The following is a 22688-nucleotide window of genomic DNA, read 5'->3' on the forward strand; positions in this document are numbered from 1 at the left end:
CCGGGCCGCGGGCCTCAGCGCGGCGCGTTCGGCAGCGGGTACGTGGTGCCGCTCCGGCCGAAGGGCGCGTCGAACAGGTGCGGGTCCGACTGGCGCGTGCGGAAGAGGTCGATGATGTAGTCCATCCGCTGCTCCAGCCGGCTCCAGTCCTTCGCGCCGGTGCCCTTGAGGCTGTCCGGGCTGTGGTCCAGCCTGCCGAGGAGGGCGCGCAGCTCCGGGTTCTGGATGGTGCGCAGGTGCGGCGGGAAGAGCGTGGACTCCATGCCCCTGGGCGGCGGCAAATCGTTGCCCAGCTTCAGCGCGCCGCCGGGCACGGCCAGCTTCATCATGTGCTCGGTGGCGACGCGGCGGAACGCGCCGGCCGCCGCGTCCACGACGGGGTTGAGCAGCGCGTCCACGGCGCCCGACTTCAGCGCGGCCTTGCCGGCGAGGTTGGCGGGGAAGGGGAGCGCGTTGATGGAGGCCTCGATGCCCTGCTTGAGCACCTTGCGGAAGGTCTCCTTCACCGGGGCGTTCAGGGCCTTGTCGATGAAGGGCTGGAGCTGCGTCTGCTCGTGCAGGCCCACCTTGTTGTTGGCCAGCAGCATCAGCTCGGCCTTCTTGTTCGGGTCCTTCTCGAACATGGCCTGCGCGTAGTGGCCGAAGGCCTCCTTCAAGAGCGGCTTGTCCTTGGGGAAGCCGTCCAGGTACTGCTTCACCTTGGCCGCGTCGTACTTCGTGTCGCCCTGGAACGTCTCGATGAAGCGGGCGAACTCCTGGCCCACCTCCCGGAAGACGAACTGGTTGCCGTCGGCGATGGCCTTGCTGACGCTGGTGAGCGCCTCGTTGCCGGCCGCACCAAGGTCTCCGATGGGGAACGCCGGCAGGCCCAGCTTGCGCAGGAAGTCATCCACCCTGGCCAGGGGGCCCAGCGCCCCGTCCGCGCCCTTGAGCGCGTCCGTGAGGAACCTGGGCATGTCCTCGCCGCGGATGCTCACGCCGGCCTGCTTCGAGGCCCACGTCGCGAAGGTGGCCCAGTTGGCGTTGTCGTCGCCCAGCATCTGGCTCATGGCGGCGGACAGGTCCGAGTAGCCCTGCGTAATCGCGTAGTTGCGCGCCACCGGGTCCTTCATGGCGGAGATGGCCTTCACGTCCTCCGCGGTGGGATGGCTGCCCGGCTGGATGGGCGAGCCCTGGGGCGCGGCCACCGGCGAGGACAGCGCCACGGACGGCGAGCGGCCCTTCCCCGAGTCGAACCGGGACACCCCCACCGTGTCGGGCCGCGCGGCCTGCGGCGCCTTCGGCTTCACCTCGTTGCGCGGGAGGGACGGCTTCGGCGTCTCGAGGGGGCGAGGCTGGACGCGGGGGCCCTTGATGGGGGTCGTCATGCCGACAGTATCGGAGACTGGGAATCCGGAGTTGCGTGGTGCTGGAGGTCATGCGCGAGCTGCGCGCGAGGGGATGACCCTGTGCGTGGTGACGCACGAGATGGGCTTCGCCGCGGACGTGGCCCACCGCGTGCTGTTCATGGGCGCGGGAAAGGTGGAGCGGTGACGGCCGGTCCCCAGCCGGTTGTCAGACCCCTGGAGTAGGAAGGAGTGGACACGCCATCCCAGGTGGGGTTCTACTTCTTGGAGGCAGGGCTGATGATGGAAGGGCTGGGGGTTGTAGGACCGGGGAGTTCCGAGATGGGTGGAGAGACGAAGCGGCCGGCGACCTATGAGGACCTGCTGGCGCTGCCGGAGAACATGGTCGGGCAGATCATCGACGGGGAGCTCATCGCCATGCCGCGGCCGGCGAGCCCCCATGCGGTGGCGCATTCCGTGCTTGGGGGCCTGTTGCTGACGACCTTCCAGGTCGGGCAGCGGTCTCCAGGCGGCTGGTGGATTGTGGACGAGCCCGAGCTGCACTTCGGTCAGGACGTGCTGGTCCCGGACATCGCCGGCTGGCGGCGCGAGCGCATGCCCCAGATGCGGAGGGTGCCCTTCTTCACGCTGGCGCCGGACTGGGTCTGCGAGGTGCTCTCTCCGTCCACCGCGTCACTGGACCGCAAGCGCAAGCGGGAGATCTACGCGCGTGAGGGCGTGGAGTACGTCTGGCTGGTGGACCCGGCTTCGCGGACGCTGGAGGTGTTCTGGTGGGACGGTGGGCAGTGGGTCCAGCGAGGCACGTACTCCGGCGAGGCACGGATTCGGGCCGAGCCTTTCGAGGCCCTGGAGCTGGACCTCGGCGCGCTGTGGCCTCCGGAGCTGGAGGCGCCCTGACCGGTGGTGTCGCTGGTGAGTCCTCCCTGCGAGCCCCCGTGCGTACCAGGTTGGCTCTCTCGTGTCAGACCTGTGGAGTAGGAGGGAGTGGACACACCATCAGGGGTGGGGTTTCACTTCTGGGAGGCAGGGCTGATGATGGAGGGAGTGGAGGTCGGTGGACCGGGGAGTTCCGAGATGGGCAAGGAGACGAAGCGACCCGCGACCTATGAAGACCTGCTGGCGCTGCCGGAGGACATGGTCGGGCAGATCATCGACGGGGAGCTCATCGCCATGCCGCGGCCGGCGAGCCCGCATGCGGTGGCCAGCTCGGTGCTCGGGGCGTTGCTGCTGACGGCCTTCCAGATAGGGCGGCAGTCCCCTGGGGGCTGGTGGATCGTGGATGAACCGGAGTTGCACCTTGGGCGGGACGTCCTGGTCCCCGACATCGGGGGCTGGCGGTGGGAGCGCATGCCCGAGATGCCGACGGTGCCCTTCTTCATCCTGGCGCCGGATTGGGTCTGTGAGGTGCTGTCCCCCACCACCCAGACGCTGGACCGGGGGCGTAAGCGGGAGATCTACGCGCGAGAGGGTGTCCGGCATGTGTGGCTGGTGGACCCGGCCGCACGGACGCTGGAGGTGTTTCAACGGGAGGGCGACATGTGGGGGCTGCGTGGCACGTACTCCGGTGAAGCGCGTGTCCGGGCAGCGCCATTTGAAGACGTGGAGCTGAATCTTGGCGCGCTCTGGCCTCGGAGGAGGGAGGCGCCCTGATTCAGGGGGGAGACCGGAAGCGCTCCACATGCCGGCGCCACGCTTCGCGAGCCTCTTCAAGACTCACAGCATGGAACCTCACCGGTGCACCCGGGCGCCGCGCGCACAGCCGGCCCCAGTCCGCGCGGATGACGGCGGCGATGAGCGGGTAGCCGCCCGTCGTGGGGTGGTCCGGTCCGAGCACGATGGGCTCTCCCGACAACGTCACCTGCATGACCCCGCGCACCATGGGCCGCGAGGTGCCTGCTCCCTCGTCTCCGTGTGTCAGCGTGGGCCCCTTCAGCCGCATCCCCACCCGGTCGCTCGCGGGGGACACCGTGAAGGCTCCCGTCAGTAGCGTGGATACCGTCGCCGGGTCGAAGCGCTCCGCGTCCGGCCCGAGCATCACCCGGATGGGCGCCGCCACGTCCAGCGCATCCCCGGGCTCCAACATCTCCGGTGTGCCGCCACCTTCACCAAGGGGCACCGTATCTCCGGGCCGCAGCGCGCGTCCCTCGTGCCCGCCCAGTCGCGCCACCAGCAGCGTGCCGTGCCCGCCCAGCACCTCCGGTACCGCGAGCCCCCCGTCCACCGCGACGTAGCGCACGCTCGTATTCTCGGGCGCGGGCACCGTGAAGGCCTCTCCCTCGGCCACGGCGAAGGCGCGCCCGTCCACCGACACCCGCGCTCCACGCCCACGCACCCGCAGCTCCAGCCGGCCGAACGCCTCCAGCGCCGCCGTGCCCCACGCGTTGCCCACCGCGCGGTTGGCCAGGGCCAGCAGCTCCGGCACCAGCGGTCCCCCCGTCGGCACGCCATGGTGCATCTGCCCCGGCCTCCCGGCGTCCTGCACCGTGGCGGGGCCTCCCACTCCCGCGATTTCGAGCCAGCCCGCCATCAGTCCACCCGCTCGAAGCGCACCCGGTCTCCGAGCCGCAACACCGCGCCCTGCTCCGGCGTGAAGGCGGTGAAGTCCAGCGCGGTGCCGATGAGGTTCCACCCACCCGGAGACGCGAAGGGGTACACGCCCGTGCGCCCACCGGCGATGCCCACCGCCAGCGCCGGCACACGCGTGCGCGGCGTGGGCAGCCGGGGCACGGCGATGCGCGGATCCACCTCGCCCAGGTAGGCGAAGCCCGGCAGGAAGCCCACGCACCGCACCGAGTACTCGCGCGCCGCGTGGAGCCGGGCCACCTCCTCCACCGGGAGTCCCGCGCGCTCCGCCACCCCCGCCAGGTCCGGTCCGTCGTAGCGCACGCGGATGGTGGTGGGCGGGCGCTCATCCACGGGAGGTGGAATGCGCAGCAGCCGCGCCAGGGCCAGCCGGGGCTCCTCGGGGGGCGCGGCCGGGTCGAAGTACACGCAGGCGTGCTCCTCGGTGATGACGGCGTCCACCACGCGGGGCAGGGCACACAGCGCCTCGCGCGTGGCGCGGCGCTCCAGGCCCTCGGGAAGCACCAGCCGCAGCGCGCCGTCCCCCAGCGGCTCGGCGGGCAGCGCGAGCGCATCCAGCGTGGCGCGGACCTCGCGGGCCATCTCCACCGCGCCCGGGGTGTCGCCATGAACGCAGAGCGTGTCCACGGTGCCTCCCGTGGCCAGCCGCACGGTGTTCTCCCGAGCCAGCGCCGGGTCGGTGAGCACGGCCCCGGGCTGCCCGCGCGGAATGAGCGAGCCATCCGGCCGCGTGCCCCGGTCCGCGAAACCCTCTCGTGCGTAGGCCAGCCCCACCTCCCGGGCCGCGTCCCGCAGGGCGCCCGTGCCCGGGCCGATGAAGGTGATGCCCCGGCCCAGTGCCTCCACCACGCCGTCCACCACCGCGCGAGCCAGCGCGGGCGACGCGTTGGCGGAGTGGTAGAGGGCGCCATGTGGCTTGGCGTACCGCACCGGCACGCCCAGGCCGGACGCCAGCCGTGCGAGCCGCGAGCACTGGGCGGCCATCTGGCCCCGCATCACCTCCGGCGTGACGTCCAGGGCCTTGCGGCCGAAGCCCTCGCGGTCCTCATACGAGGGGTGCGCTCCGGCGCGGGTGCCATGGCGCGAGCAGGCTTCCAGCGCGCGGCGCATGGACGCGTCGTCCCCCGCGTGGCCACCGCAGGCGATGTTGGCCACGTGGGCGAGCGTGTAGAGCTGCTCGTCCTCCTCGGGGAGCTCGCCCAGGTCGATGTTGAGGAGGCACTCCGTCATGGGGCCCACCCTATGCGAGCCGGGGCCCCGGGTGCAGCTCGGACTCCCTGGGGGGACCCTTCAAGCGTGGAGTCCTCCCCCTGGCCGCGCGGCCGGCCCGCCGCCGCGTCAGGCGCGGCGCTCGAGCTCGGCGAGCTCCTCGTCCAGCCAGCACTCGTACCAGTCGAGGAAGCCATACAGCCGGCCCGTCGTCACGTCGGACCAGGGGAAGTGCGAGTCGCCGGTGTGCCAGACACCGCCACTCAGCTCTCCGCGCACGAGCAGCCAGTCCTCCTCACCGCAGCCGTGCTCGCACAGCCAGAGCGCGGCGGGCGGCGGGCCCTCATAGGGCGGCGCGAGGAAGTTGCCCTCCTCGTCGATGGGCTCCCTCGCGCGCGTTTCGGCCTGGGCTCTGGAGAGGGGAAAGGTGCCCCCGCTCGGCGCGGCGTCCTCCGTCAATGGCCGCAACCCGTAGGCGGGGCCCGCACCGCCATTGCCCAGCTCCTGGAGGAAGGCCCGGTACTCCTCTGGCAGTGGAGTCTCGTGGCGCGCTTCCCACCGCCGCAGCTCCGCGTCTGACAGGCGTGGACCCAGCTCGTAGCGATGGCGATTGGCGCCATGCACCTTCAGCGTGGTGTCCCGCTGCCGCAGCAGCTCCAGCTTTCGCTCCACCTGCATGAGGCGGGCGCTCCATGTGCTTCCGGTGGCCAGAGGAACTCCGACGAAGGGTTGGCGGCGAAGCCACCAGGGGCCGGGGAATGGAAGTCACACGTGCCACTCCGGGGCAGGGGCCGGTTAGCACCGGAGTGGCACGCGCCTCGAGGGTGGAACCAAGAACCACCCCCGAGGAACTTCCAATCGGAATACGGCGAGAGGGGGTTTTCCTGGCAATTTCGTCTGTCACTTCCCACCCGCCCGGGGGGGAGCGCACCTGCCTGGCCCAGGAGGGCGCGGCGGGCTCAGCGGGAGGGGGAAGGCAGCGAGGCGGGGCCGCCCGCCTTCACCCAGCGCACCAGGGCCCGCGCGGTCGGCTCGTCAATCAGCTCCGCGTAGGTGGGCATGGGGGTGCCCGGGAGGAACTGTTCAGGGTTGCGCACCCAGCGCACCAGCTCCGCCTCACTCCGGTCCGCCACCCGCGCGAGCCGGTCCTGGTAGCGGGCGCCGGGGCCATGGCAGCTCGCGCAGCCGAGCTGCACGAAGAGCTTCGGTGCATCCACCTTCGGCGTGGTGGGGCGCGGCTTCCGTGTGGGCGCACGGGGTGTGGGGGTCGCCGCCGAGCCGCGAGTCCCCGCTTGCGAATCGGCCGGGGGCACGGCGCCCCCCGCCCCCGCGGACGTGGAACCCGGTGCGCCACCATTGGCTGCCGGCGCCCCGGCGCCGTCCGTCCGAGGACTCGCCGCTTGCGTGGAGCCCTCCATCCGGGGCCCTGCGTTCGATGCGGAGCCCTCGGGTGTCCCGGAGCCGTGGGAGGCGGAGGCATCCCGCGGGCTCAGGCTCGCGGCCTCTGCGACGGCAGCCGCGGTGGCCGGGTCGACGTTGGCCTCGTCATGGGGCGTGCTCTCCACTCCCGCCGCCGCCACCCAGGAGGGACGCACGGAGGTGGCGGTGAGCCGGGGCCGCGCCCCTTCTACCTCGTTGTCCCGCGCGGGCACGGAGCGCAGGTAGTCATAGAGGGCCTGCGCCTCCACCGCGTCCATGCCCCGGAAGCGTGGCATGGGCGAGCGCAGCACGGAGCCATCCGGAGCGATGCCGTCGCGCACCGCGCGGGTGAAGTCCTCCAGCGTCCAGTGGGCGAGGCCCGTCTCATGGAAGGTGATGTTGCTGGAGTGGACCTTGCGCCCCTCCGGGTCCACGAAGGCCATGCCTCCGGCGAAGACGTCGTCACCCTCCGTCTTGCGCGGGCTGAAGCCGTCGGTGTGGCAGGACGCGCAGTCGTACACGTCATGCGCCATGTAGCGGCCGTACTCCCGCGTCGCGGCCCTGGGCGGCACGGGGATGCCCGCAGCGGGGCGCTCCACCGGTTCGTTGCCGGTGATGACGCGGAAGCCCAGGCCGCCGATGAAGCTGAACTCCGAGCGCGGCACCGGCCGCGCGTCCGGCGTGAAGAGCGGATGCCCGGAGCGCATGAACCCCAGCACCGCCGCCAGGTCCGCGTCGCCCATGCCGTAACTCGGCATCACCATCAGCCGCCCGTCCCGGCTCACCGCGTAGCGGATGGCGCGTGCCAGCTCCTCGTCCGTCGCGGAGCCGATGCCGGCCGTGGGGTGCGAGGTGAGGTTGGCCGCATGGAAGCGGCCCATGTACGAGGGCAGCTCACGCAGCGGCGCGCCGGACACCGTCTCCGCGTCCCCGCCGCGGTGGCAGGCCTCGCAGCTCGCGTGGAAGATGGTGGCCCCGCGCGCCAGCGCCGCCGGGGACATGTCCGCGCGGATGGGAGGGTAGGGCGCATGGACGGTGCCGGCGCAGCCCGCCAGCAGCGCCGTCCCCGCCAGCAGCGAGTTCCTCACGGCTCCCAGGATGTCGCGGCGCATGTGGTGCCCTCTCTTCCCAGGGCCCGACGCATACCGCATCCGCCCGCCGCGCGGGAGGAGGGGGGGCGAGCCGCCCCGGGAAGGCCGCCGCAAGACAGGGACCCGCCACGGCCCGGCCCGCGGGTACACTCGCGCGCATGACGCGCTCGCTCGAGTCCTACCGTGCCCTCTTCCCCGTGCTCCAGGAGCAGCTCTACCTCAACCACGCCGGCGTGGCCCCCACCAGCCTGCGCGCGGCCGAGGCCGTGCGGGGATGGATGGACGACCTCGTCTACCACGGCCTCAAGCACGAGCGCGGCTGGGAGGCGCACTGCGAGCGGGTGCGCGCGCTGGCCGCCCGGCTCGTCAACGCCGAGCCCGGCGAGGTGGCCTTCGTGCGCAACACCAGCCACGGCCTCGGCCTGGTCGCCGAGGGGCTGGACTGGAAGCCCGGGGACGAGGTGGCCGTGGCCGCCTCGCTGGAGTACCCCTCCAACGTCTACCCGTGGCTGCACCTGAAGGACCGCGGCGTGGGGGTGCGCGAAATCGAGGCGCCCTCGGGCGGCGTCACCCCGGAGGCGGTGGCCGCGGCCCTCACCCCGCGCACGCGGCTGGTGGCCCTGTCCTCCGTGCAGTTCGCCACCGGCTACCGCACGGACCTGGACGCCATCGGCGCCCTGTGCGAGCGCGCGGGCGTCCTCTTCTGTGTGGACGGCATCCAGAGCATCGGCTGCGTCCCCGTGGACGTGAAGAAGAGCCGCATCCATTTCCTCAGCGCGGACAGCCACAAGTGGATGCTCGGCATCGCGGGCATCGGCTTCCTCTACGTGGCGAAGGACGTGCTGCCCCGGGTGCGCCCGGTGCTGGTGGGCTGGCGCAGCACCACCGACGCGTGGAACTTCAACCGCAGCCACTTCGAGCTGCGCCCGGACGCGAGCAAGTTCGAGGAGGGCAGCGCCGCGTATACCGGCATCTACGCGCTGGGCGCCGCGCTGGAGCTCCTGGAGGAGGTGGGCCTGGACGCCATCGAGGCGCGCATCCGCGGGCTGCTCGCCCGGCTGGAGGAGGGACTGCGCGGGCTGGGCTGTGACGTGGGGCCCGCGCCGGAGCACCGCGCGGGCATCCTCACCTTCCTGCCGCCCCGGGGAGAGGCGCGCGCGCTCAGCACGTGGCTCGCCGAGCGCGATGTCGCCCACTCCCTGCGCCGGGGCCGCATCCGCCTGTCACCCCACTTCTACAACCTGCCCGAGGAGATGGACCGGCTGGTGGAGCTGGTGCGGACGTACCCGGGCTGAGGCCTACTGCTGGGCCGGGAAGAGCGTCTCGATGGAGAGGTAGCGCTCGCCCGTGTCGTAGCAGAAGCACAGCACGCGGCTGCCGTCCGGCATCTCGCCCAGCTTCTGATTCACGGCGGCCAGCGCGGCGCCGGAGGAGATGCCCACGAAGATGCCCTCCTCGCGCGCGGAGCGGCGGGCGAACTCGAAGGCGTCCTCCTCGTTCACCTGGATGGCGCCGTCGAGCGCCTCCTTGTGCAGATTCTTGGGGATGAAGCCCGCGCCGATGCCCTGGATGGGGTGCGGGCCCGGCTGGCCGCCGCTGATGACGGGGGACTTCGCGGGCTCCACCGCGAACACCTTCAGCCTGGGCCACACCTTCTTCAATTCCTCGGCGCACGCGGTGATGTGGCCGCCGGTGCCCACGCCGGTGATGAGGTAGTCCAGCCCCTCCGGGAAGTCCGCGAGGATTTCCTTCGCGGTGGTGCGGCGGTGCACCTCGATGTTGGCCTCGTTCTCGAACTGCTGCGGCATCCACGCGTTGGGCACCTGGGACACCAGCTCCTGCGCGCGGGCGATGGCGCCCTTCATGCCCTGGGCGCGCGGGGTGAGCTCGAAGGTGGCGCCGTAGGCGGCCATCAGGCGGCGGCGCTCGATGCTCATGGAGTCCGGCATGACGAGCACCAGCTTGTAGCCCTTCACCGCGGCCACCATGGCCAGGCCGATGCCGGTGTTGCCGCTGGTGGGCTCGATGATGACGCTGTCCTTCTTGAGGAGGCCGCGCTGCTCCGCGTCCTCAATCATGGACAGGGCGATGCGGTCCTTGATGCTGCCGCCCGGGTTGGCCCGCTCCAGCTTCATGTGGACCGTGACGCGCGACGGGAACAGCCGGTTGATGCGCACGTGCGGCGTGTTGCCGATGGTCTCCAGGATGTTGTTCGCCTTCATGTCTTGGGCCTCGTCGGGTGGGGGCTGTACGTGAGGGTGCGGCGGTTCAGATGTGGAACTCGATGGCGTCGAGCGTGCCGTCCGCGCCGCGCGGGCGCACCTCGCTGCGGCGGGTGACGACGGACTGCGGGGGGACGCTCTGCGTGAGCCAGGCGTTGCCGGCGATGATGCTGCCCCGGCCCACCACCGTCTCGCCGCCGAGGATGGTGGCGTTGGCGTACACCACCACGTCATCCTCGATGGTGGGGTGGCGCTTCTTGTCGGCCAGGGCCTTCTCCACCATGAGGGCGCCCAGGGTGACGCCCTGGTAGAGCTTCACATTCTCACCGATGAGCGTCGTCTCGCCGATGACGACGCCGGTGCCATGGTCGATGACGAAGCGCCGGCCGATGGTGGCACCCGGGTGGATGTCCACGCCGGTGCGCTGGTGGGCGAACTCGGTGAGCAGGCGCGGCAGCAGCGGGAAGCCGAGGCCGTGCAGGGTGTTGGCCACGCGGTAGATGGCGATGGCGTAGAAGCCCGGGTAGGTGAGGATGACCTCGTCCACGGTGCGGGCGGCGGGGTCGGCCTCGAAGATGGCCTGGGCGTCCTGCCGGAGCCAGTCATAGAGGCCCGGCAGGCGCTCCATGAAGCGCGAGGGCAGGGCGGGGTTGATGTCGGGGTAGAGCGGGGCCAGCGTCTCGCGAATCCGGTGGAGGCTGGCCTCCACGGTGGTGACGTCGCGGCGGACGGCGGCGGCCGTACACTCCAGGCGCTCGGAGAAGTGTGGGAAGAGCAGGCCGAGGACCTGCCCGATGAACTCGGGCGCCGCGCGGCGCACGTCTGGAGGGAAGCAGTGGCGCTGGCGGGCTTCGAGGAGGGCCGCGACCAGCCTGGGGTTGAAATCGTCCATGAGCCGCTCCATTTAATGCGGCGCGTGGTGGCGCCGCACGACCTCTGTCTCTCTTCATGTCCGGGGCGCGCGGCGAACGCCCGGAAGATGTGGGCCAGGGGACAGCGGGAAGGGCCTGGCGGGGGCGCGGGCGGGCTGCTCCGCCGGGGGCCGGGCGGGCGGGGCGCCCGGGGTGGCGGGGACGGGTGGGCCGGATGACCCGGGGGGATGCCTCAAGGGCGCGGCATCCACCGGGTTGCCAGGGCGTGGAGGCGGTGCCGCGTGGCCGGAGGAGGCGCCGGTACCGCGCGGGTTGGGGCTCCCAGCATGCTCGTGCTTGCCGCGAGCCGGGTGACGGCGGGACGATGGCCGCATGACCCACGCCTCGGTTCCTTCCTACGTCCACGGCACCAGCACCACCCCGCTGCTCGGGGAGACGATTGGCCAGAACCTGCGCCGCACCGTCGAGCTCCACGGCGCCCGGGAGGCGCTGGTGGTCGCCTCGCAGGGGTACCGGGCCACGTACCGGCAGCTCTGGGACACCACCACGCAGGTGGCGCTGGGCCTGCTGGCGCTGGGTGTGGAGAAGGGGGACCGGGTGGGCATCTGGTCCCCGAACCGCTTCGAGTGGGTGGTGGCCCAGTACGCCACCGCGCGCATCGGCGCCATCCTCGTCAACCTCAACCCGGCCTACCGCACCTCGGAGCTGGAGTACGCGCTCATCCAGTCCGGCGTCAGCGTGCTGCTGTTCTCCCGGGGCTTCCGGCAGACGGACTACCGGGCCATGGTCGAGGAGGTCCGCCCGCGCTGCCCCGGCCTGCGGGTGACGCTGGTGCTGGATGATGACTGGCAGCTCCTGCTCTCCAACGCGAAGCACGTCAGCGAGCGCACGCTGGCGGACCGCGAGGCGTCGCTCCAGTTCGATGACCCCATCAACATCCAGTACACGTCCGGCACCACGGGCTTCCCGAAGGGGGCCACGCTGTCGCACCACAACGTGCTGAACAACGGGTTCTTCATCGGCGAGGCGCTGCGCTACGGGCCGGAGGACCGCGTCTGCATCCCGGTGCCCTTCTACCACTGCTTCGGCATGGTGATTGGCAACCTGGCCTGCACGTCCCACGGGGCCACCATGGTGATTCCGGGCGAGGCGTTCGACGCGCTGGCCGTGCTGCAGACGGTGCAGGCGGAGCGCTGCACGTCGCTGTACGGCGTGCCCACCATGTTCATCGCGGAGCTGGACCACCCGCGCTTCGGCGAGTTCGACCTGAAGTCGCTGCGCACGGGTGTCATGGCGGGCTCGCCGTGTCCGGTGGAGGTGATGAAGCAGGTGCAGTCGCGGATGAACATGCGCGAGGTGACCATCTGCTACGGGATGACGGAGACGTCGCCGGTGTCCACGCAGAGCGCGCTGGATGACCCGCTGGACAAGCGCGTGTCCACGGTGGGGCGCGTGCACCCGCACCTGGAGGTGAAGATTGTGGACCCGGAGACGGGGGCGGTGGTGCCCCGGGGGACGCCGGGCGAGCTGTGCACGCGCGGGTACAGCGTGATGCTGGGGTACTGGGAGAACCCGCAGGCCACCGCGGCGGCGGTGGACAAGGCGGGGTGGATGCACACCGGCGACCTGGCGACGATGGACGCGGACGGCTACGTGAAGATTGTCGGCCGCATCAAGGACATGATCATCCGCGGTGGGGAGAACATCTACCCGCGCGAGGTGGAGGAGTTCCTGCACACGCACCCGGGCGTGAGCGAGGCGCAGGTCATCGGCGTGCCGAGCAAGAAGTACGGCGAGGAGGTGATGGCCTGGGTGAAGCCGAAGCCGGGTGTGACGCTCACGGCGGAGGAGCTGACGAAACACTGCACGGGCCGCATCTCGACGTACAAGGTGCCGCGCTACTGGAAGTTCGTGGACGCATTCCCGATGACGGTGACGGGCAAGGTGCAGAAGTTCCGGATGCGCGAGGTGTCCGTCATGGAGCTGGGGCTGGAGGACGCGGCGGCCATCAAGACGGCGTGAGGAGCTTTGGGAGGACGGGAGGTGCTCGCTCGGCTGCTTGATTGCTGCTCCGGCGACTCTCCCGGCTTCGTGGGCAGCCTTCCGGCGAGGCCAGTGCTAGATTGGGCTCATGGCCTCCTCCGCGGACGACCTGCTGCCAGATGCACTTCAGCTCCCACCCGAGGAGAGGGCCCGTCTCGCGCACAAGCTGCTGCTCAGCCTCGAAGACGGAGACGCGAGAGCTGATGCTGACGCCGAGTGGGCGGCGGAACTCGGGCGGCGTGCTCAGGAGGTGGTCTCCGGCAAGGTGAAGACCTACGACGCGCGCCAGGCCATCGAGGAAGTCAGGGCGCAGCTGCGGGTACGCCGCGGGGGCTGAGTCCACTCGTGCGCGCTGAGTTGCATGAGGAGGCGCGGCGGGGGCTCTCCGCCGCCGCCAGTTGGTACGAGGAGCGCACCCCAGGTCTTGGAGATGACTTCGCTGTCGAGGTGCTCCATGCACTCGACTCCATCGAGGACGCTCCCGAGACATGGCCTGCATGGCCTGGAGTGCGTCACGCTCCAACCATCCATCGCTTCCTGCTCTCCGACTTTCCCTTTGCGCTGCCCTATACCGTGCTGAAGGAGCGCAGCGTGGTCCTGGCCGTTGCCCACGTGCGCCAACGCCCGGGCTATTGGCTCAAGCGCACGAAGGCCTTGCGTGCTCAGTAAGACAGCCGCGAGAGGTTGGAAGCCTCGTCAGGTCTGTCGGGTACGTGAGGTGGACTTCCGCGCCGGCTTCTTCGCGGCCTTCTTCACCGGGGCCGCATTCTTGCTCGCGGGAGCCTGCTTCGCCTGGGCCTTCTTCTTCGGCGCCTTCTTCGCCGCGGCCCGCTGTGCCGCGTCCACCGCGCGGCGCGCCCAGGGCAGCAGCGCGTAGGCGTCATCCGCCGCGTCCGCGGGCGGCGTCCAGTAGCCCATCTCCACCGTCTTGCCGCCGCCCTCATAGATGAAGGGCCGGCCCCCCGCTGCCTGGAATTCGGGCTTCGTGACGTCGTCCACCTTCAGGAAGAGCTGCCCGTCCGCGATGAGCCCGAACATCCGCCCACCGAAGTACAGGCCCCAGCCGCCGAACATCGACCGCGCCCGCACCGGCCCGAGCTTCTCCAGCAACTCCACCGTGTATTCCACGAAGCTGTCCGTCCGGGCCATGGCTCCTCCTTCTCCTCAGCGGAACGTCGCCACCAGCGGGTTGTGGTCCGACGCGTCTCCCACGTCGATGACCTCCGCCGACACCAGCCGCTCCGCCATCCGCGGCGACGCGAAGACGTAGTCCGTGCGGTAGTCAATCGTCACTCCGCCCCGGTTCCTCCTCGCCGTCACCCACTTCGACGATGCCGGCCGCGCCAGCAGCGTGTCCACCCAGCCGTACTCCTCCACGTCGTCAATCACGTCGAAGCGCGGCGGATGGCCATACTTGTCCGTCCCCGCCCGGCGCAGCCGGTCCTCCAGGTCCACCGGGTACGGGTCCTTCCGCGACAGCGAGTTCAGGTCCCCCGCCAGCAGGAACTGGCCCTCCCGGAACGCCGCCGTGTCCAGCAACGAGCGCAGATACCGCGCCTCCACGTACCGCAGCTTCTCGTGGTGCGCGTCGAAGTGCGTCCCGAACAGCGTCACCGGCCCATTCGCGTCGAAGTCACACCGCACGATGCAGTGCCCCAGGAAGTGCCGGTCGTTGTGCACGCTCACCGAGCGCAGGGGAGGGCGGCTCACCACGGCCACGTGGTAGCAGCGCCCGCTCGGCCGTGAGCGGGACTGCCCCAGCACCATGTGCGCGTCGTCCTGCGGCACCTCCAGCGCCTCGGCCACCCGGCGCAGCCTCCCGCCGTCATCCCAGCCGAGGCACTCCTGCAGCACCAGCACGTCCGGGGACTCCCGTGCCAGGAAGGTGAGGATGGCGTCGAACCGCTCCTCTCCTCCTTGCAGGACGTTGAACGTCATCACCTTCAGCGCCATGACAGACCTCTCCCGCCAGCCCGCGGCAGGCTACCGCACCCGGGGACCCGAGGGGGCTCCCGTGCCACCCCTCCGCGTCCCCCACGGCTCGGGCATCGCGCGGATGCTCTCCACGAGGAACGCCTTCAGCGCCCGCGCCGCCGCCGTCAGGTAGCCCTCGCCCCGGTGCACCAGCGCCACCTGCCGCTTCGGGCCCCGCACCAGCGGCACCACGTCGAAGCCGCGTGACTGGTGGTCTCTCGCCATCAACTCCGGCACCAGCGCCACGCCCAGCCCGCGCTCCACCATGCGGCGCATGGCCTCCGCGTTGTCCGTCTCCAGCGCCAGCTTCGGCGTCACCCCGCGCGCCTCGGATTCCGCCTCCAGCGCCCGCGTACCGGCCATGCCGGGGATGACCACCCACGACTCCTCCACCACCTCGCCCAGCGTCACCGGCTTCCCCAGCCGCGTCAGCCGGTGCCCGCGTGGCACCGCGAGCACCAGCGACTCCTCCCACAACTTCTGCGCCACCAGGTCCGCCCGCCGCACAGGCAGGGACAGGATGGCCAGGTCCAACGTCCCCTTTGCCACGCCCTCCTCCAGCGCCGCCGCCATGCCCTCGCTCAGCCGGGGCCGCACCTCCGGATACTTCCGGGCGAAGGCCGGGATGATGTCCGGCAGGAGGTACGCGCCCACCGTGTGCAGCGTGCCCAGCGACACCATGCCCCGGGGCGTGCCCGCCAGGTGCTCCAGCTCGGACGTGCCCGCCTGCAGCGCCTCCAGCGCCCGGCGCGCGTGGGGCAGGAAGCGCTCCCCCGCGTCCGTCAGCACCGCCCCGCCTGGGGTACGGACGAGCAGTCGCGTGCCCAGCTCCGCCTCCAGCGACTGCAGTTGCCGCGACAATCCGGACTGGGACAGGCCCAGCCCCCGGGCCGCGCGCGAGAGACGGCCCTCCTGGGCGACCAGGAGAAAGGCCCTGAGCTGTTCGGTGGTCATGCGGTTTCCGCAAGCAGTCTATGCGCAAGATGCGGTTTCCGCATGGCCTTCCGGGGCGTACACGTTACGTATGAGTGGAAGCGGCTTGACGGTGGAGCCCGGAGTCACAGCGCGTCCCGGCACGGCGCGGCGGATGGCCACCGGCGCGGTGCTGCTGGCCCTGGTGGTCAGCGCCTTCGAGGGCACGGTGGTGACGAGCGCCATGCCCACGATTACGCGCGAGCTGGGCGGCGAACACCTCTACTCGTGGGTGTTCTCCGCCTTCCTCTTCGCCTCCACCGTGGGCGTGCTCGTCTCCGGGAAGCTGGCGGACCGGCTGGGGCGCAGGCCCGTCTTCTTTGGCGGCATGGCCCTGTTCCTGGTGGGCTCCGCCCTGTGCGGCCTCGCGGACTCCGTGCCCATGCTCATCGCCTTCCGCGTGCTGCAAGGCCTGGGGGCGGGCGCGCTCCAGCCCACCACGCTCACCATCAGCGCGGACCTCTACACCCTGCGCGAGCGCGCCGCCGTGCAGGGCCTCTTCACCGGTGCCTGGGGCGTGGGCAACGCCACGGGCCCGCTCATCGGCGGCTGGCTGGTGATGCACGCCTCCTGGCGCTGGGTGTTCCTGGTCAACGTGCCCGTGGGCCTGTTCGCCGCGGCGCTGCTGTACCTGTCCTACCGGGACCCGCCGCGCCGCTCGGACGTGACGCTGGAGCGGTGGGGCCCCCTGCTGGCCGGCACCTCCGCGGCGCTGCTCCTCTTCTCGCTGGAGCCCGGGGCCGCCGGGCTGCGGTGGCTGTGCGCGCTGGCCGCGGTGGGTATGGGCACGGTGCTGGTGCGCCAGCAGCGCGCGTCCCCGTCTCCGCTGCTCCCGGGTGAGCTGGTACGAGACCGCACCGTGCTCAGCGGCGTGGTGGGCAACATCACCGGTGGCGCGCTGCTGTACAGCATGGCCGCGTGGGTGCCCCTGTGGATGACGGAGCAGGGCGGGCATACACCCGTGGGCGCGGGGCTGGCGCTGCTGCCCATGCTGCTGGGCTGGTCCGTGGGCTCCACCTTCGGCGTGAAGCTGCTGGTGCGCGGCGGCATGCGCCTGAGCGCGGGCGTGAGCTTCGCGGTGTCCGCGACGGGCGCCGGGTTCCTGTCCCTGTCCGCCGCGCTGGGGTGGGGCGTGCCCGCGGCCCTCGTGGGCCTGGGAATCCTGGGCCTGGGGCTGGGCCCGGCCGCGAGCACCTCGCTGATTGGTCCCCAGTCCCGCGCGCCCTGGCATCACCGGGGCATCGTCACGAGCAGCCTCTACGCCATGCGCCTCCTGGGAGGCGCGCTCTCGGTGGCCCTGCTGGCGCTGGCCCGGGGACACTTCGCCGCGCAGTTCGCCATCGCCGCCGGGCTCGCCGCCACCGCCGCGCTCATGCTGGCGCTGTTCGCTCCCGGCAGGACGCCGGAGGCGGCGGCGACCGGCGCATGACCTGGGAGGAGGCCGGCGGGAGAGGGCTCCCAGCGGCCCGGAGCCTGGGGTTGAGGAGACTGCACGCGGCACCCGTTCCGCTCAGGCGGGGGCCTTGAGCACCTGGGGCCACAGCTTCGCCAGCGCGGTGCGCAGCGCGGCGGCGTCGGGGTAGCGGTCCTCGGGCCGCTTCTCCAGCAGCTTCATGATGACGCGCTCGAAGGGCTCCGGCAGGTTCGGGCACAGGGTGCGCGGTGCCACCGGGGCCTGCTGCACGTGCAGGAACATCAGCGGCACCGGCTCCGCGTGGCGGAAGGGGAGCTGCCCGGTGAACAGCTCGTACGCCACCACGCCGAGCGCGTACAGGTCCGTGGCGGGGGACACCGGGGGGCTGCCCATCACCTGCTCGGGCGCCATGTACTCCGGCGTGCCGAGCACCGCGCCCTGCGCCGTGGTGCCCGGCACGTGCATGCTCTTGGCGAGGCCGAAGTCCATCAGCTTCAGCACCCCGGTACGGGTGATGAAGAGGTTGGCGGGCTTCACGTCCCGGTGCAGCACCCCGCGCCCGTGCGCGTGCTCCAGCGCCACGGTGGCGTGGGTGAGCCAGCGCAGGGCCTCGGTCCATGAGGGCCGCCGCTCCGCCAGCACCTGCCGCAGGTCCGAGCCCTCCAGCAGCTCCATGGTGAGGAAGTGGCGCTCGCCGTCGTCGCCCACGTCGAAGACGCGGAGGATGTTGACGTGCTCGAGCGCCCGCACGTGCTCCACCTCCTTGCGGAAGCGCGCCACCAGGTGCGCCTCCGCGTGGGGCACGGCCAGCACCTTGAGCGCCACGTGCTCGCCCTGCTGGAGGTCCGTGACTTCGTACACCGTGGAGCTGCCCCCGGCGCCCAGCCAGCGCTCCACGCGGTAGCGGCCCGCCACCACCTGCCCCGGCACCAGCCCCCGCACCATCATGGAGAGCGGCAGCGGCGTCGTGAAGCCCTGGAGGAGCGTGCCCTGCGGCGACACCGGCGTGGCCGGCCGCAGCGTGTCCGCCAGCGACACCGCTGGCGGAGGCGTCACGGGCCGCAGGTCCGCGCCTGGAGGTGTCACCGGCGAGTATGGGGCGGGTACCGCTTCCGGCGCGGCCCCGCCCAGGTAGGCCACGTCGCCGGCATCATCGTCCGTCGGCTGCACCAGCCCCTCCCTCGATTCGTGTGGGTGCGCCCCGGCTCACGGGTCCAGCAGTGAGACGTGGGACGGAGCCCCCGCGCCCTCGAGGTCCAGGTGCGGAGTGGGCAGGTTGTATTCGGCGGCGGCGCTGGTGGCCTCCACGATGATGGGGCCGGCGATTTCGGGCGGCTCGCCGTGGCACAGCAGGGACACCACGTGCTCCAGCGTCCACTTGCCCAGCTTGTTCACGTGGAGGCTCTTGCCGTCGTACGTGGCCGTGTCCGAAAGCTCCTTGCTGGCCGCCAGCTTCGCGTCCACGGAGGCGCCCAGGTAGCCGCGCGCCAGCGACAGCACCCGGTCCAGCACCGCGTTCCAGGCCTGCAGGTGCGTGCGGTCCTGCGCCTCGTCCATGATGTCCAGGCCCACCTGCAGCCGCTCCATGCGCTCCAGGAACTGCTGCACCAGCGGGCCGCGGATGATGCGGCCGTGCTGCGGGGCAATCATCTCCACGCCCGGCTCCAGCTTGCGGATGGCCGCCACCGCGCGCGCCAGCGCCGCGTTCACCGGCATGTAGATTTGGTGGAAGGCGCGGATGCCCGTCCAGTCGGACTCGTCCGCCCACAGCCCCTTCGCGTTGGAGTCGGTGAGGCCGCCGAAGAGGTCGCCGGAGAAGAGCACCCGCGTCTGCGGGTCATAGAGCATCACCGCGCCCCGGAAGTGGCAGAAGGGCGAGGGCACCGGCAACAGCTTGTGCCCGGTGGGCACGCTCAGCCCCTGGGCGAACTTCTCCGTGGGGATGAAGCGGTGGCGCGGCAGGTTCTGGTGGACGATGAGCCGCCACGTGTCCTCCGAGCAGAGGATGCCCGCTCGGGGCGCGTAGCGCGCGGAGATGAGGCTCGCCGACGAGCCCACGTCCGGGTCCTGGTGGTTGACGAACATGGCCGACAGGCGCTCCATGCCCCCGATGAGCGCGGTGACCTTGGTGTGCATGGCGGAGAAGTCGCTGCTGGAGCCCGGGTCGATGAGGAGGTTGAACTCCGTGGGCCGCTGCGTCTTCGTGTCCGTGCCGCGGAAGCGGCGCAGGTATGGGTTGGCGTAGAAGATGTTGCCGGGCTCTCGCTTGCCCACCCAGAACGTCTCGGGGGCAATCTCCACCGGAACCAGGCGGATGTCGGAGCTCGGATTCAGGCTCGGAGAGGGGACGACGGTGCTGCTCATGATGTCGGCGTTCCTTCGCGCGGGGGAAAATTCCTACCCCAAGGCCCTAGCAATCCGTGCGCCGTCGGACAGTGCCCCGGCGGGCGAGCCTGTTCGCGCAGTTCTTGCGCCCCCGGGGAGGTGGGCGCAATTCGTGCGCGGAGGGCTACTGCTCCAGCGGGGGCTGCAGCGTGCCGAACTGCTCGATGCCCTCGTCCACCGCTGAGCGCACCGCGTGCAGCACGGCGTCGTCGGTGAGTTGCCGCACCAGCACCAGGCGTGTGGCGAGCAGGGAGGGCGCCGCGGCCAGCCGCCGCTGCAGCACATGGAGTGGCACCAGGGTGAGGGTGAACCCACGGCCGTCGCGCAGTCGCACCACCACGTCCAGGCCGTCTCGTCGCGGCAGCGCCGGGTCATCCGCGACGAGGATGGAGGCCACCCTGGCATCTCCCGAGTCGATGGCGCGCATGTCTCCTCCGAGGTGAGGCGTGGCCACGCACGGGCCCACGGGGTCTTCATGCGTCCGCTCCTGGCGGGCAGGCAAGCCGACGCGAGGGCGGGCTGCTCGGGAGCGGACGACTGGCCCGCTCACACTCCGTCCGGAGTCACTCACTCCGGGTGAGGGGATGCCATGACACCAACATCACCGCCCGGCCCCTCCTGGCGCCGGAACCACGAGGAGGCCCCTTCGCCTCCGAGAGGAAGGTGGGTGCCGGGCGCCCGGTGTGAAATCACCCCGGCCCCTCCTGGCGCGTGGCAAGCTCACCGCCCTTCTTCGTCCCTCCATGCCGGACCCATCCACACTCTCCGCCTGGGGCCTGCCGGGCCTCTTTCTCGTCGCGGCGATGGCCGGCTCGGTGGTGCCGGTGCCCTCGGAGGCGGTGCTGGCCGCGCTCATCTATGGTGGCACGGCCCCGGCGCTGGCCATCGGGGTGGCCACCACCGGCAACGTGCTGGGGGCCCTGTCTCTCTATGTGCTGGGCCGGTGGGTGGCACGAGGCGGAGGCGGCCCGCTGGGGCGGTGGTACACGCGCCGGCGCGCGAAGGAGGGGCCGCGCATGGAGCGTGTCGAGGCGCGCGTGCGGACGTGGGGCGCGCCCGCGCTGCTGATGTCATGGCTGCCCGTGGTGGGCGATGCCTTCGTCATCGCCGGGGGCATGCTCGGCGTCCGGCCGCTGCCGTTCGTCCTCTTCGTCACACTGGGCAAGGGTCTGCGCTACCTCTTCGTCGCGCTGTCCACGGCCGCGGCCCTGTAATCCTCGCGGCCATATTTTTTCACTCAGGTTTCACGCAACGCTGGCGCAGGCTGCCCCGATAAATCGGATGGGTGGTTCGTGTGCGCTCGCGCGCCACGGCCACTGCCCAGGTGTCTTCACCGACCCCTCTCAACAGCTCCCGGCAGGGAGAAGGACCGTACATCGTGCGAACCCACAACACTCGAACCAGGCCCACGCAATCTCCCTGGCGGTACGCAGCCGCCGCGCTTTCCCTGTTGCTCGCCGCTTGCGGTGGCATGGAGCCCTCGGTGGAGTCCGCCGACGAGGCCGCTGCCGTGGGAGTCCAGGAGGACTCGCTGAGCAACGTCCGCATCCGGCTGATGGCGGCCAACACCACCAGCGGCACGGGCCAGGACTATGACCCGGGTCACGGAATCCGCATCTTCCAGGGCACGGACCCGGACGTGGTGATGATCCAGGAGTTCAACTACAAGACGAACTCCGCGACGGACCTGCGCGCCTTCGTCGACACGGCGTTCGGCCCGGAGTTCCACTACTCCATCGAGGGTGGGGCGCAGATTCCGAACGGCGTCATCAGCCGCTGGCCCATCATCGCCTCGGGTGAGTGGGACGACCCGTACGTCTCCAACCGCGACTTCGCCTGGGCGCGCATCGACGTGCCGGGCCCCAAGGACTTGTGGGTGGTGAGCGTGCACCTGCTGACGTCCAGCAGCGGCACGCGCAACTCGGAGGCCAGCAGCCTGGTGAGCCGCATCAAGGCCAACATCCCGGCGGGGGACTACCTGGCCATCGGCGGGGACTTCAACACCGACAGCCGCTCCGAGTCGTGCTTCTCCACCTTCTCCCAGGTGGTGACGACGAGCAGCCCGTACCCGGCGGACCGCAACGGCAACGGCAACACCAACGCCGCCCGCGGCAAGCCCTATGACCACGTGCTGGTGGACAGCGACTTGCGCCAGTACCAGACGGCGGTCGTCATCGGCTCCAGCTCGTACGCGAACGGGCTGGTGGTGGACACCCGCGTGCACTCGCCGCTCTCCGAGATTTCGCCCGCGCTCTATGGCGACAGCGGCGCGTCCGGCATGCAGCACATGGCGGTCATCAAGGACTTCCTCATCCCCGGGGACTCGGTGTCCGGCAGCGTCACCGTGACGGCCCCCAACGGGGGTGAGAGCTGGGCGGGCGGCAGCGCGCGGAACATCACCTGGACGTCCTCGGGCGTGACGAACGTGAAGGTGGAGTACACCCTGGACGGCAGCACCTGGAGCACCCTCACCTCCAGCACCGCGGCCTCGGCGGGGAGCTTCGCGTGGACGGTGCCCTCCAGCGCCACGTCCTCCGCGCGGGTGCGCGTGACTGACGCGGCCGACGCCACCGTCACCGACACCAGCGACGCGGCCTTCACCATCACCACCTCCACCCCCGGCGGCACGGGCAACGTCATCATCAACGAGGTGCTCGTCAACGAGCCGGGCTCGGACGTCAACGGCGAGTTCGTGGAGCTGGTGAACGTGGGCGGCGCGGCGGTGGACCTGAGCGGCTGGACGGTGTCGGACGCGGCGTCGGTGCGGCACACCTTCCCGAGCGGCACCACGCTGGCGGCGGGCGGGGTGCTGGTGGTGTTCGGCGGGGCCTCGGCCATCCCCGCGGGCACGCCCGGCGCGGTGGCCGCGTCCACGGGCTCGCTGGGCCTGTCCAACAGCGGTGACACGGTGACGCTGAAGAACAGCTCCGCCACGGCGGTGGACACCGCGACGCTGGGCTCGGGCCTGACGGGGACGGACGGCGTGTCCGCCAACCGGAGCCCGGACGCCACGGCGGGCGCCACCTTCGTGCTGCACACGGGCCTGTCCAGCCTGTCGTCCTCGCCCGGCCTGCAGGCCAGCGGCGCGGCGTTCTAGGCCAGGGACTCGAGGTTTCCGCGGCCCCGCTTCCGGTGCGTGCCGGAAGGCGGGGCCGTGG

Annotated in this window: 22 protein-coding genes and 1 pseudogene; 10 read left to right on the top strand and 13 right to left on the bottom strand. The window is 71.3% G+C overall.

Annotation, left to right across the window (positions count from 1 at the left end; all coding sequences use genetic code 11):
- Nucleotides 1–14 precede the first annotated feature (14 nt).
- Nucleotides 15–1367 (bottom strand): hypothetical protein, encoded by a 1353-nt coding sequence (locus K8638_RS38060; protein WP_223759638.1) that lies wholly within the window; start codon nucleotides 1365–1367, stop codon nucleotides 15–17.
- Nucleotides 1368–1428: 61 nt separating this feature from the next.
- Between K8638_RS38060 and K8638_RS45435 the strand changes: the two are divergent.
- The 3 genes and pseudogenes from K8638_RS45435 to K8638_RS38075 form a co-directional block, all read left to right on the top strand.
- Nucleotides 1429–1524, top strand: a pseudogene (locus K8638_RS45435) (ectoine/hydroxyectoine ABC transporter ATP-binding protein EhuA); the annotation flags it as partial.
- 143 nt (nucleotides 1525–1667) lie between these two features.
- Nucleotides 1668–2243, top strand: a complete 576-nt coding sequence (locus K8638_RS38070) for a Uma2 family endonuclease (RefSeq protein WP_223759688.1) — start codon at nucleotides 1668–1670, stop codon at nucleotides 2241–2243.
- Between the two features lie 135 nt (nucleotides 2244–2378).
- Nucleotides 2379–2996 (top strand): Uma2 family endonuclease, encoded by a 618-nt coding sequence (locus tag K8638_RS38075; protein WP_223759639.1) that lies wholly within the window; start codon nucleotides 2379–2381, stop codon nucleotides 2994–2996.
- A gap of 1 nt (nucleotide 2997) precedes the next feature.
- Here the strand turns inward: K8638_RS38075 and K8638_RS38080 are convergent, their stop codons facing one another.
- The 4 genes from K8638_RS38080 to K8638_RS38095 form a co-directional block, all read right to left on the bottom strand.
- Nucleotides 2998–3873 carry a biotin-dependent carboxyltransferase family protein gene (locus tag K8638_RS38080; RefSeq protein WP_223759640.1) on the bottom strand — a complete coding sequence of 292 codons (876 nt, stop codon included), beginning with the start codon at nucleotides 3871–3873 and terminating at the stop codon, nucleotides 2998–3000.
- Complete coding sequence (locus K8638_RS38085; RefSeq protein ID WP_223759641.1) at nucleotides 3873–5159, bottom strand: LamB/YcsF family protein; 1287 nt, start codon at nucleotides 5157–5159, stop codon at nucleotides 3873–3875. Before K8638_RS38085 ends, K8638_RS38080 begins: the two co-directional genes overlap by 1 nt.
- A 108-nt stretch (nucleotides 5160–5267) precedes the next feature.
- Complete coding sequence (locus tag K8638_RS38090; protein WP_223759642.1) at nucleotides 5268–5816, bottom strand: SMI1/KNR4 family protein; 549 nt, start codon at nucleotides 5814–5816, stop codon at nucleotides 5268–5270.
- A gap of 281 nt (nucleotides 5817–6097) precedes the next feature.
- A complete protein-coding gene (locus K8638_RS38095) occupies nucleotides 6098–7669 on the bottom strand; it encodes a c-type cytochrome (protein ID WP_223759643.1) in 1572 nt (523 codons plus the stop codon).
- Between the two features lie 137 nt (nucleotides 7670–7806).
- On the opposite strand from K8638_RS38095, the gene K8638_RS38100 reads away from it, so the two are divergent.
- Nucleotides 7807–8943 (top strand): aminotransferase class V-fold PLP-dependent enzyme, encoded by a 1137-nt coding sequence (locus tag K8638_RS38100; protein WP_223759644.1) that lies wholly within the window; start codon nucleotides 7807–7809, stop codon nucleotides 8941–8943.
- A 3-nt stretch (nucleotides 8944–8946) separates the two neighbouring features.
- Here the strand turns inward: K8638_RS38100 and cysK are convergent, their stop codons facing one another.
- Both cysK and epsC read right to left on the bottom strand, forming a co-directional pair.
- The gene (cysK, locus tag K8638_RS38105; RefSeq protein ID WP_223759645.1) at nucleotides 8947–9870 is read right to left on the bottom strand and encodes a cysteine synthase A; all 924 of its coding nucleotides are present in this window, start codon (nucleotides 9868–9870) and stop codon (nucleotides 8947–8949) included.
- A gap of 46 nt (nucleotides 9871–9916) precedes the next feature.
- Nucleotides 9917–10762, bottom strand: a complete 846-nt coding sequence (epsC, locus tag K8638_RS38110) for a serine O-acetyltransferase EpsC (RefSeq protein WP_223759646.1) — start codon at nucleotides 10760–10762, stop codon at nucleotides 9917–9919.
- Nucleotides 10763–11114: 352 nt separating this feature from the next.
- Here epsC and K8638_RS38115 point away from each other — a divergent pair, with 352 nt between their 5' ends.
- The 3 genes from K8638_RS38115 to K8638_RS38125 all read left to right on the top strand — a co-directional run bounded on the left by K8638_RS38115 (nucleotide 11115) and on the right by K8638_RS38125 (nucleotide 13454).
- Nucleotides 11115–12764 carry an AMP-binding protein gene (locus K8638_RS38115; RefSeq protein ID WP_223759647.1) on the top strand — a complete coding sequence of 550 codons (1650 nt, stop codon included), beginning with the start codon at nucleotides 11115–11117 and terminating at the stop codon, nucleotides 12762–12764.
- A gap of 109 nt (nucleotides 12765–12873) precedes the next feature.
- Entirely contained in the window at nucleotides 12874–13122 is a 249-nt protein-coding gene (locus K8638_RS38120; protein ID WP_223759648.1) for an addiction module protein, read from the top strand.
- 8 nt (nucleotides 13123–13130) lie between these two features.
- A complete protein-coding gene (locus K8638_RS38125) occupies nucleotides 13131–13454 on the top strand; it encodes a hypothetical protein (protein ID WP_223759649.1) in 324 nt (107 codons plus the stop codon).
- A gap of 27 nt (nucleotides 13455–13481) precedes the next feature.
- Here the strand turns inward: K8638_RS38125 and K8638_RS38130 are convergent, their stop codons facing one another.
- Genes K8638_RS38130 through K8638_RS38140 form a run of 3 tightly spaced genes read right to left on the bottom strand, consistent with a single transcriptional unit; the run spans nucleotide 13482 to nucleotide 15713 of the window.
- Complete coding sequence (locus K8638_RS38130) at nucleotides 13482–13934, bottom strand: TfoX/Sxy family protein (protein ID WP_223759650.1); 453 nt, start codon at nucleotides 13932–13934, stop codon at nucleotides 13482–13484.
- 15 nt (nucleotides 13935–13949) lie between these two features.
- Nucleotides 13950–14738 (bottom strand): endonuclease/exonuclease/phosphatase family protein, encoded by a 789-nt coding sequence (locus tag K8638_RS38135; RefSeq protein WP_223759651.1) that lies wholly within the window; start codon nucleotides 14736–14738, stop codon nucleotides 13950–13952.
- Nucleotides 14739–14768: 30 nt separating this feature from the next.
- Nucleotides 14769–15713: a LysR family transcriptional regulator gene (locus K8638_RS38140; RefSeq protein ID WP_223759652.1), complete on the bottom strand. Its 945-nt coding sequence runs from the start codon at nucleotides 15711–15713 to the stop codon at nucleotides 14769–14771.
- 70 nt (nucleotides 15714–15783) lie between these two features.
- Between K8638_RS38140 and K8638_RS38145 the strand changes: the two genes are divergently transcribed.
- Complete coding sequence (locus K8638_RS38145; RefSeq protein WP_370644223.1) at nucleotides 15784–17160, top strand: MFS transporter; 1377 nt, start codon at nucleotides 15784–15786, stop codon at nucleotides 17158–17160.
- A gap of 81 nt (nucleotides 17161–17241) precedes the next feature.
- Here K8638_RS38145 and K8638_RS38150 read toward each other — a convergent pair whose 3' ends face one another.
- The 3 genes from K8638_RS38150 to K8638_RS38160 all read right to left on the bottom strand — a co-directional run bounded on the left by K8638_RS38150 (nucleotide 17242) and on the right by K8638_RS38160 (nucleotide 19957).
- Nucleotides 17242–18315, bottom strand: coding sequence for a serine/threonine-protein kinase (locus K8638_RS38150; protein WP_223759653.1), 1074 nt, complete (start codon nucleotides 18313–18315; stop codon nucleotides 17242–17244).
- Nucleotides 18316–18351: 36 nt separating this feature from the next.
- On the bottom strand, nucleotides 18352–19509 hold the full coding sequence (locus K8638_RS38155) for a hypothetical protein (protein WP_223759654.1): 1158 nt from the start codon (nucleotides 19507–19509) through the stop codon (nucleotides 18352–18354).
- A 145-nt stretch (nucleotides 19510–19654) separates the two neighbouring features.
- A complete protein-coding gene (locus tag K8638_RS38160) occupies nucleotides 19655–19957 on the bottom strand; it encodes a hypothetical protein (protein WP_223759655.1) in 303 nt (100 codons plus the stop codon).
- Nucleotides 19958–20273: 316 nt separating this feature from the next.
- Between K8638_RS38160 and K8638_RS38165 the strand changes: the two genes are divergently transcribed.
- Both K8638_RS38165 and K8638_RS38170 read left to right on the top strand, forming a co-directional pair.
- Nucleotides 20274–20744: a YqaA family protein gene (locus K8638_RS38165; protein WP_223759656.1), complete on the top strand. Its 471-nt coding sequence runs from the start codon at nucleotides 20274–20276 to the stop codon at nucleotides 20742–20744.
- A 257-nt stretch (nucleotides 20745–21001) separates the two neighbouring features.
- Nucleotides 21002–22627, top strand: a complete 1626-nt coding sequence (locus K8638_RS38170) for a lamin tail domain-containing protein (protein ID WP_223759657.1) — start codon at nucleotides 21002–21004, stop codon at nucleotides 22625–22627.
- Nucleotides 22628–22688 lie beyond the last annotated feature (61 nt).

Source organism: Myxococcus sp. RHSTA-1-4 (genome assembly GCF_020037125.1).
Taxonomy (GTDB): Bacteria; Myxococcota; Myxococcia; order Myxococcales; family Myxococcaceae; genus Myxococcus.

Excerpts from the sequence above, each read along its gene's own strand:
- cysK (WP_223759645.1), bottom strand. The coding sequence starts at position 9,870 with ATGAAGGCGAACAACATCCTGGAGACCATCGGCAACACGCCGCACGTG.
- K8638_RS38085 (WP_223759641.1), bottom strand. The coding sequence starts at position 5,159 with ATGACGGAGTGCCTCCTCAACATCGACCTGGGCGAGCTCCCCGAGGAG.
- K8638_RS38100 (WP_223759644.1), top strand. The coding sequence starts at position 7,807 with ATGACGCGCTCGCTCGAGTCCTACCGTGCCCTCTTCCCCGTGCTCCAG.
- K8638_RS38155 (WP_223759654.1), bottom strand. The coding sequence starts at position 19,509 with ATGAGCAGCACCGTCGTCCCCTCTCCGAGCCTGAATCCGAGCTCCGAC.
- K8638_RS38170 (WP_223759657.1), top strand. The coding sequence starts at position 21,002 with ATGGAGCCCTCGGTGGAGTCCGCCGACGAGGCCGCTGCCGTGGGAGTC.
- K8638_RS38120 (WP_223759648.1), top strand. The coding sequence starts at position 12,874 with ATGGCCTCCTCCGCGGACGACCTGCTGCCAGATGCACTTCAGCTCCCA.
- K8638_RS38165 (WP_223759656.1), top strand. The coding sequence starts at position 20,274 with ATGCCGGACCCATCCACACTCTCCGCCTGGGGCCTGCCGGGCCTCTTT.
- K8638_RS38075 (WP_223759639.1), top strand. The coding sequence starts at position 2,379 with ATGATGGAGGGAGTGGAGGTCGGTGGACCGGGGAGTTCCGAGATGGGC.
- K8638_RS38060 (WP_223759638.1), bottom strand. The coding sequence starts at position 1,367 with ATGACGACCCCCATCAAGGGCCCCCGCGTCCAGCCTCGCCCCCTCGAG.
- K8638_RS38140 (WP_223759652.1), bottom strand. The coding sequence starts at position 15,713 with ATGACCACCGAACAGCTCAGGGCCTTTCTCCTGGTCGCCCAGGAGGGC.
- K8638_RS38095 (WP_223759643.1), bottom strand. The coding sequence starts at position 7,669 with ATGCGCCGCGACATCCTGGGAGCCGTGAGGAACTCGCTGCTGGCGGGG.
- K8638_RS38160 (WP_223759655.1), bottom strand. The coding sequence starts at position 19,957 with ATGCGCGCCATCGACTCGGGAGATGCCAGGGTGGCCTCCATCCTCGTC.
- K8638_RS38115 (WP_223759647.1), top strand. The coding sequence starts at position 11,115 with ATGACCCACGCCTCGGTTCCTTCCTACGTCCACGGCACCAGCACCACC.
- epsC (WP_223759646.1), bottom strand. The coding sequence starts at position 10,762 with ATGGACGATTTCAACCCCAGGCTGGTCGCGGCCCTCCTCGAAGCCCGC.
- K8638_RS38070 (WP_223759688.1), top strand. The coding sequence starts at position 1,668 with ATGGGTGGAGAGACGAAGCGGCCGGCGACCTATGAGGACCTGCTGGCG.
- K8638_RS38145 (WP_370644223.1), top strand. The coding sequence starts at position 15,784 with ATGAGTGGAAGCGGCTTGACGGTGGAGCCCGGAGTCACAGCGCGTCCC.
- K8638_RS38135 (WP_223759651.1), bottom strand. The coding sequence starts at position 14,738 with ATGGCGCTGAAGGTGATGACGTTCAACGTCCTGCAAGGAGGAGAGGAG.
- K8638_RS38080 (WP_223759640.1), bottom strand. The coding sequence starts at position 3,873 with ATGGCGGGCTGGCTCGAAATCGCGGGAGTGGGAGGCCCCGCCACGGTG.
- K8638_RS38090 (WP_223759642.1), bottom strand. The coding sequence starts at position 5,816 with ATGCAGGTGGAGCGAAAGCTGGAGCTGCTGCGGCAGCGGGACACCACG.
- K8638_RS38130 (WP_223759650.1), bottom strand. The coding sequence starts at position 13,934 with ATGGCCCGGACGGACAGCTTCGTGGAATACACGGTGGAGTTGCTGGAG.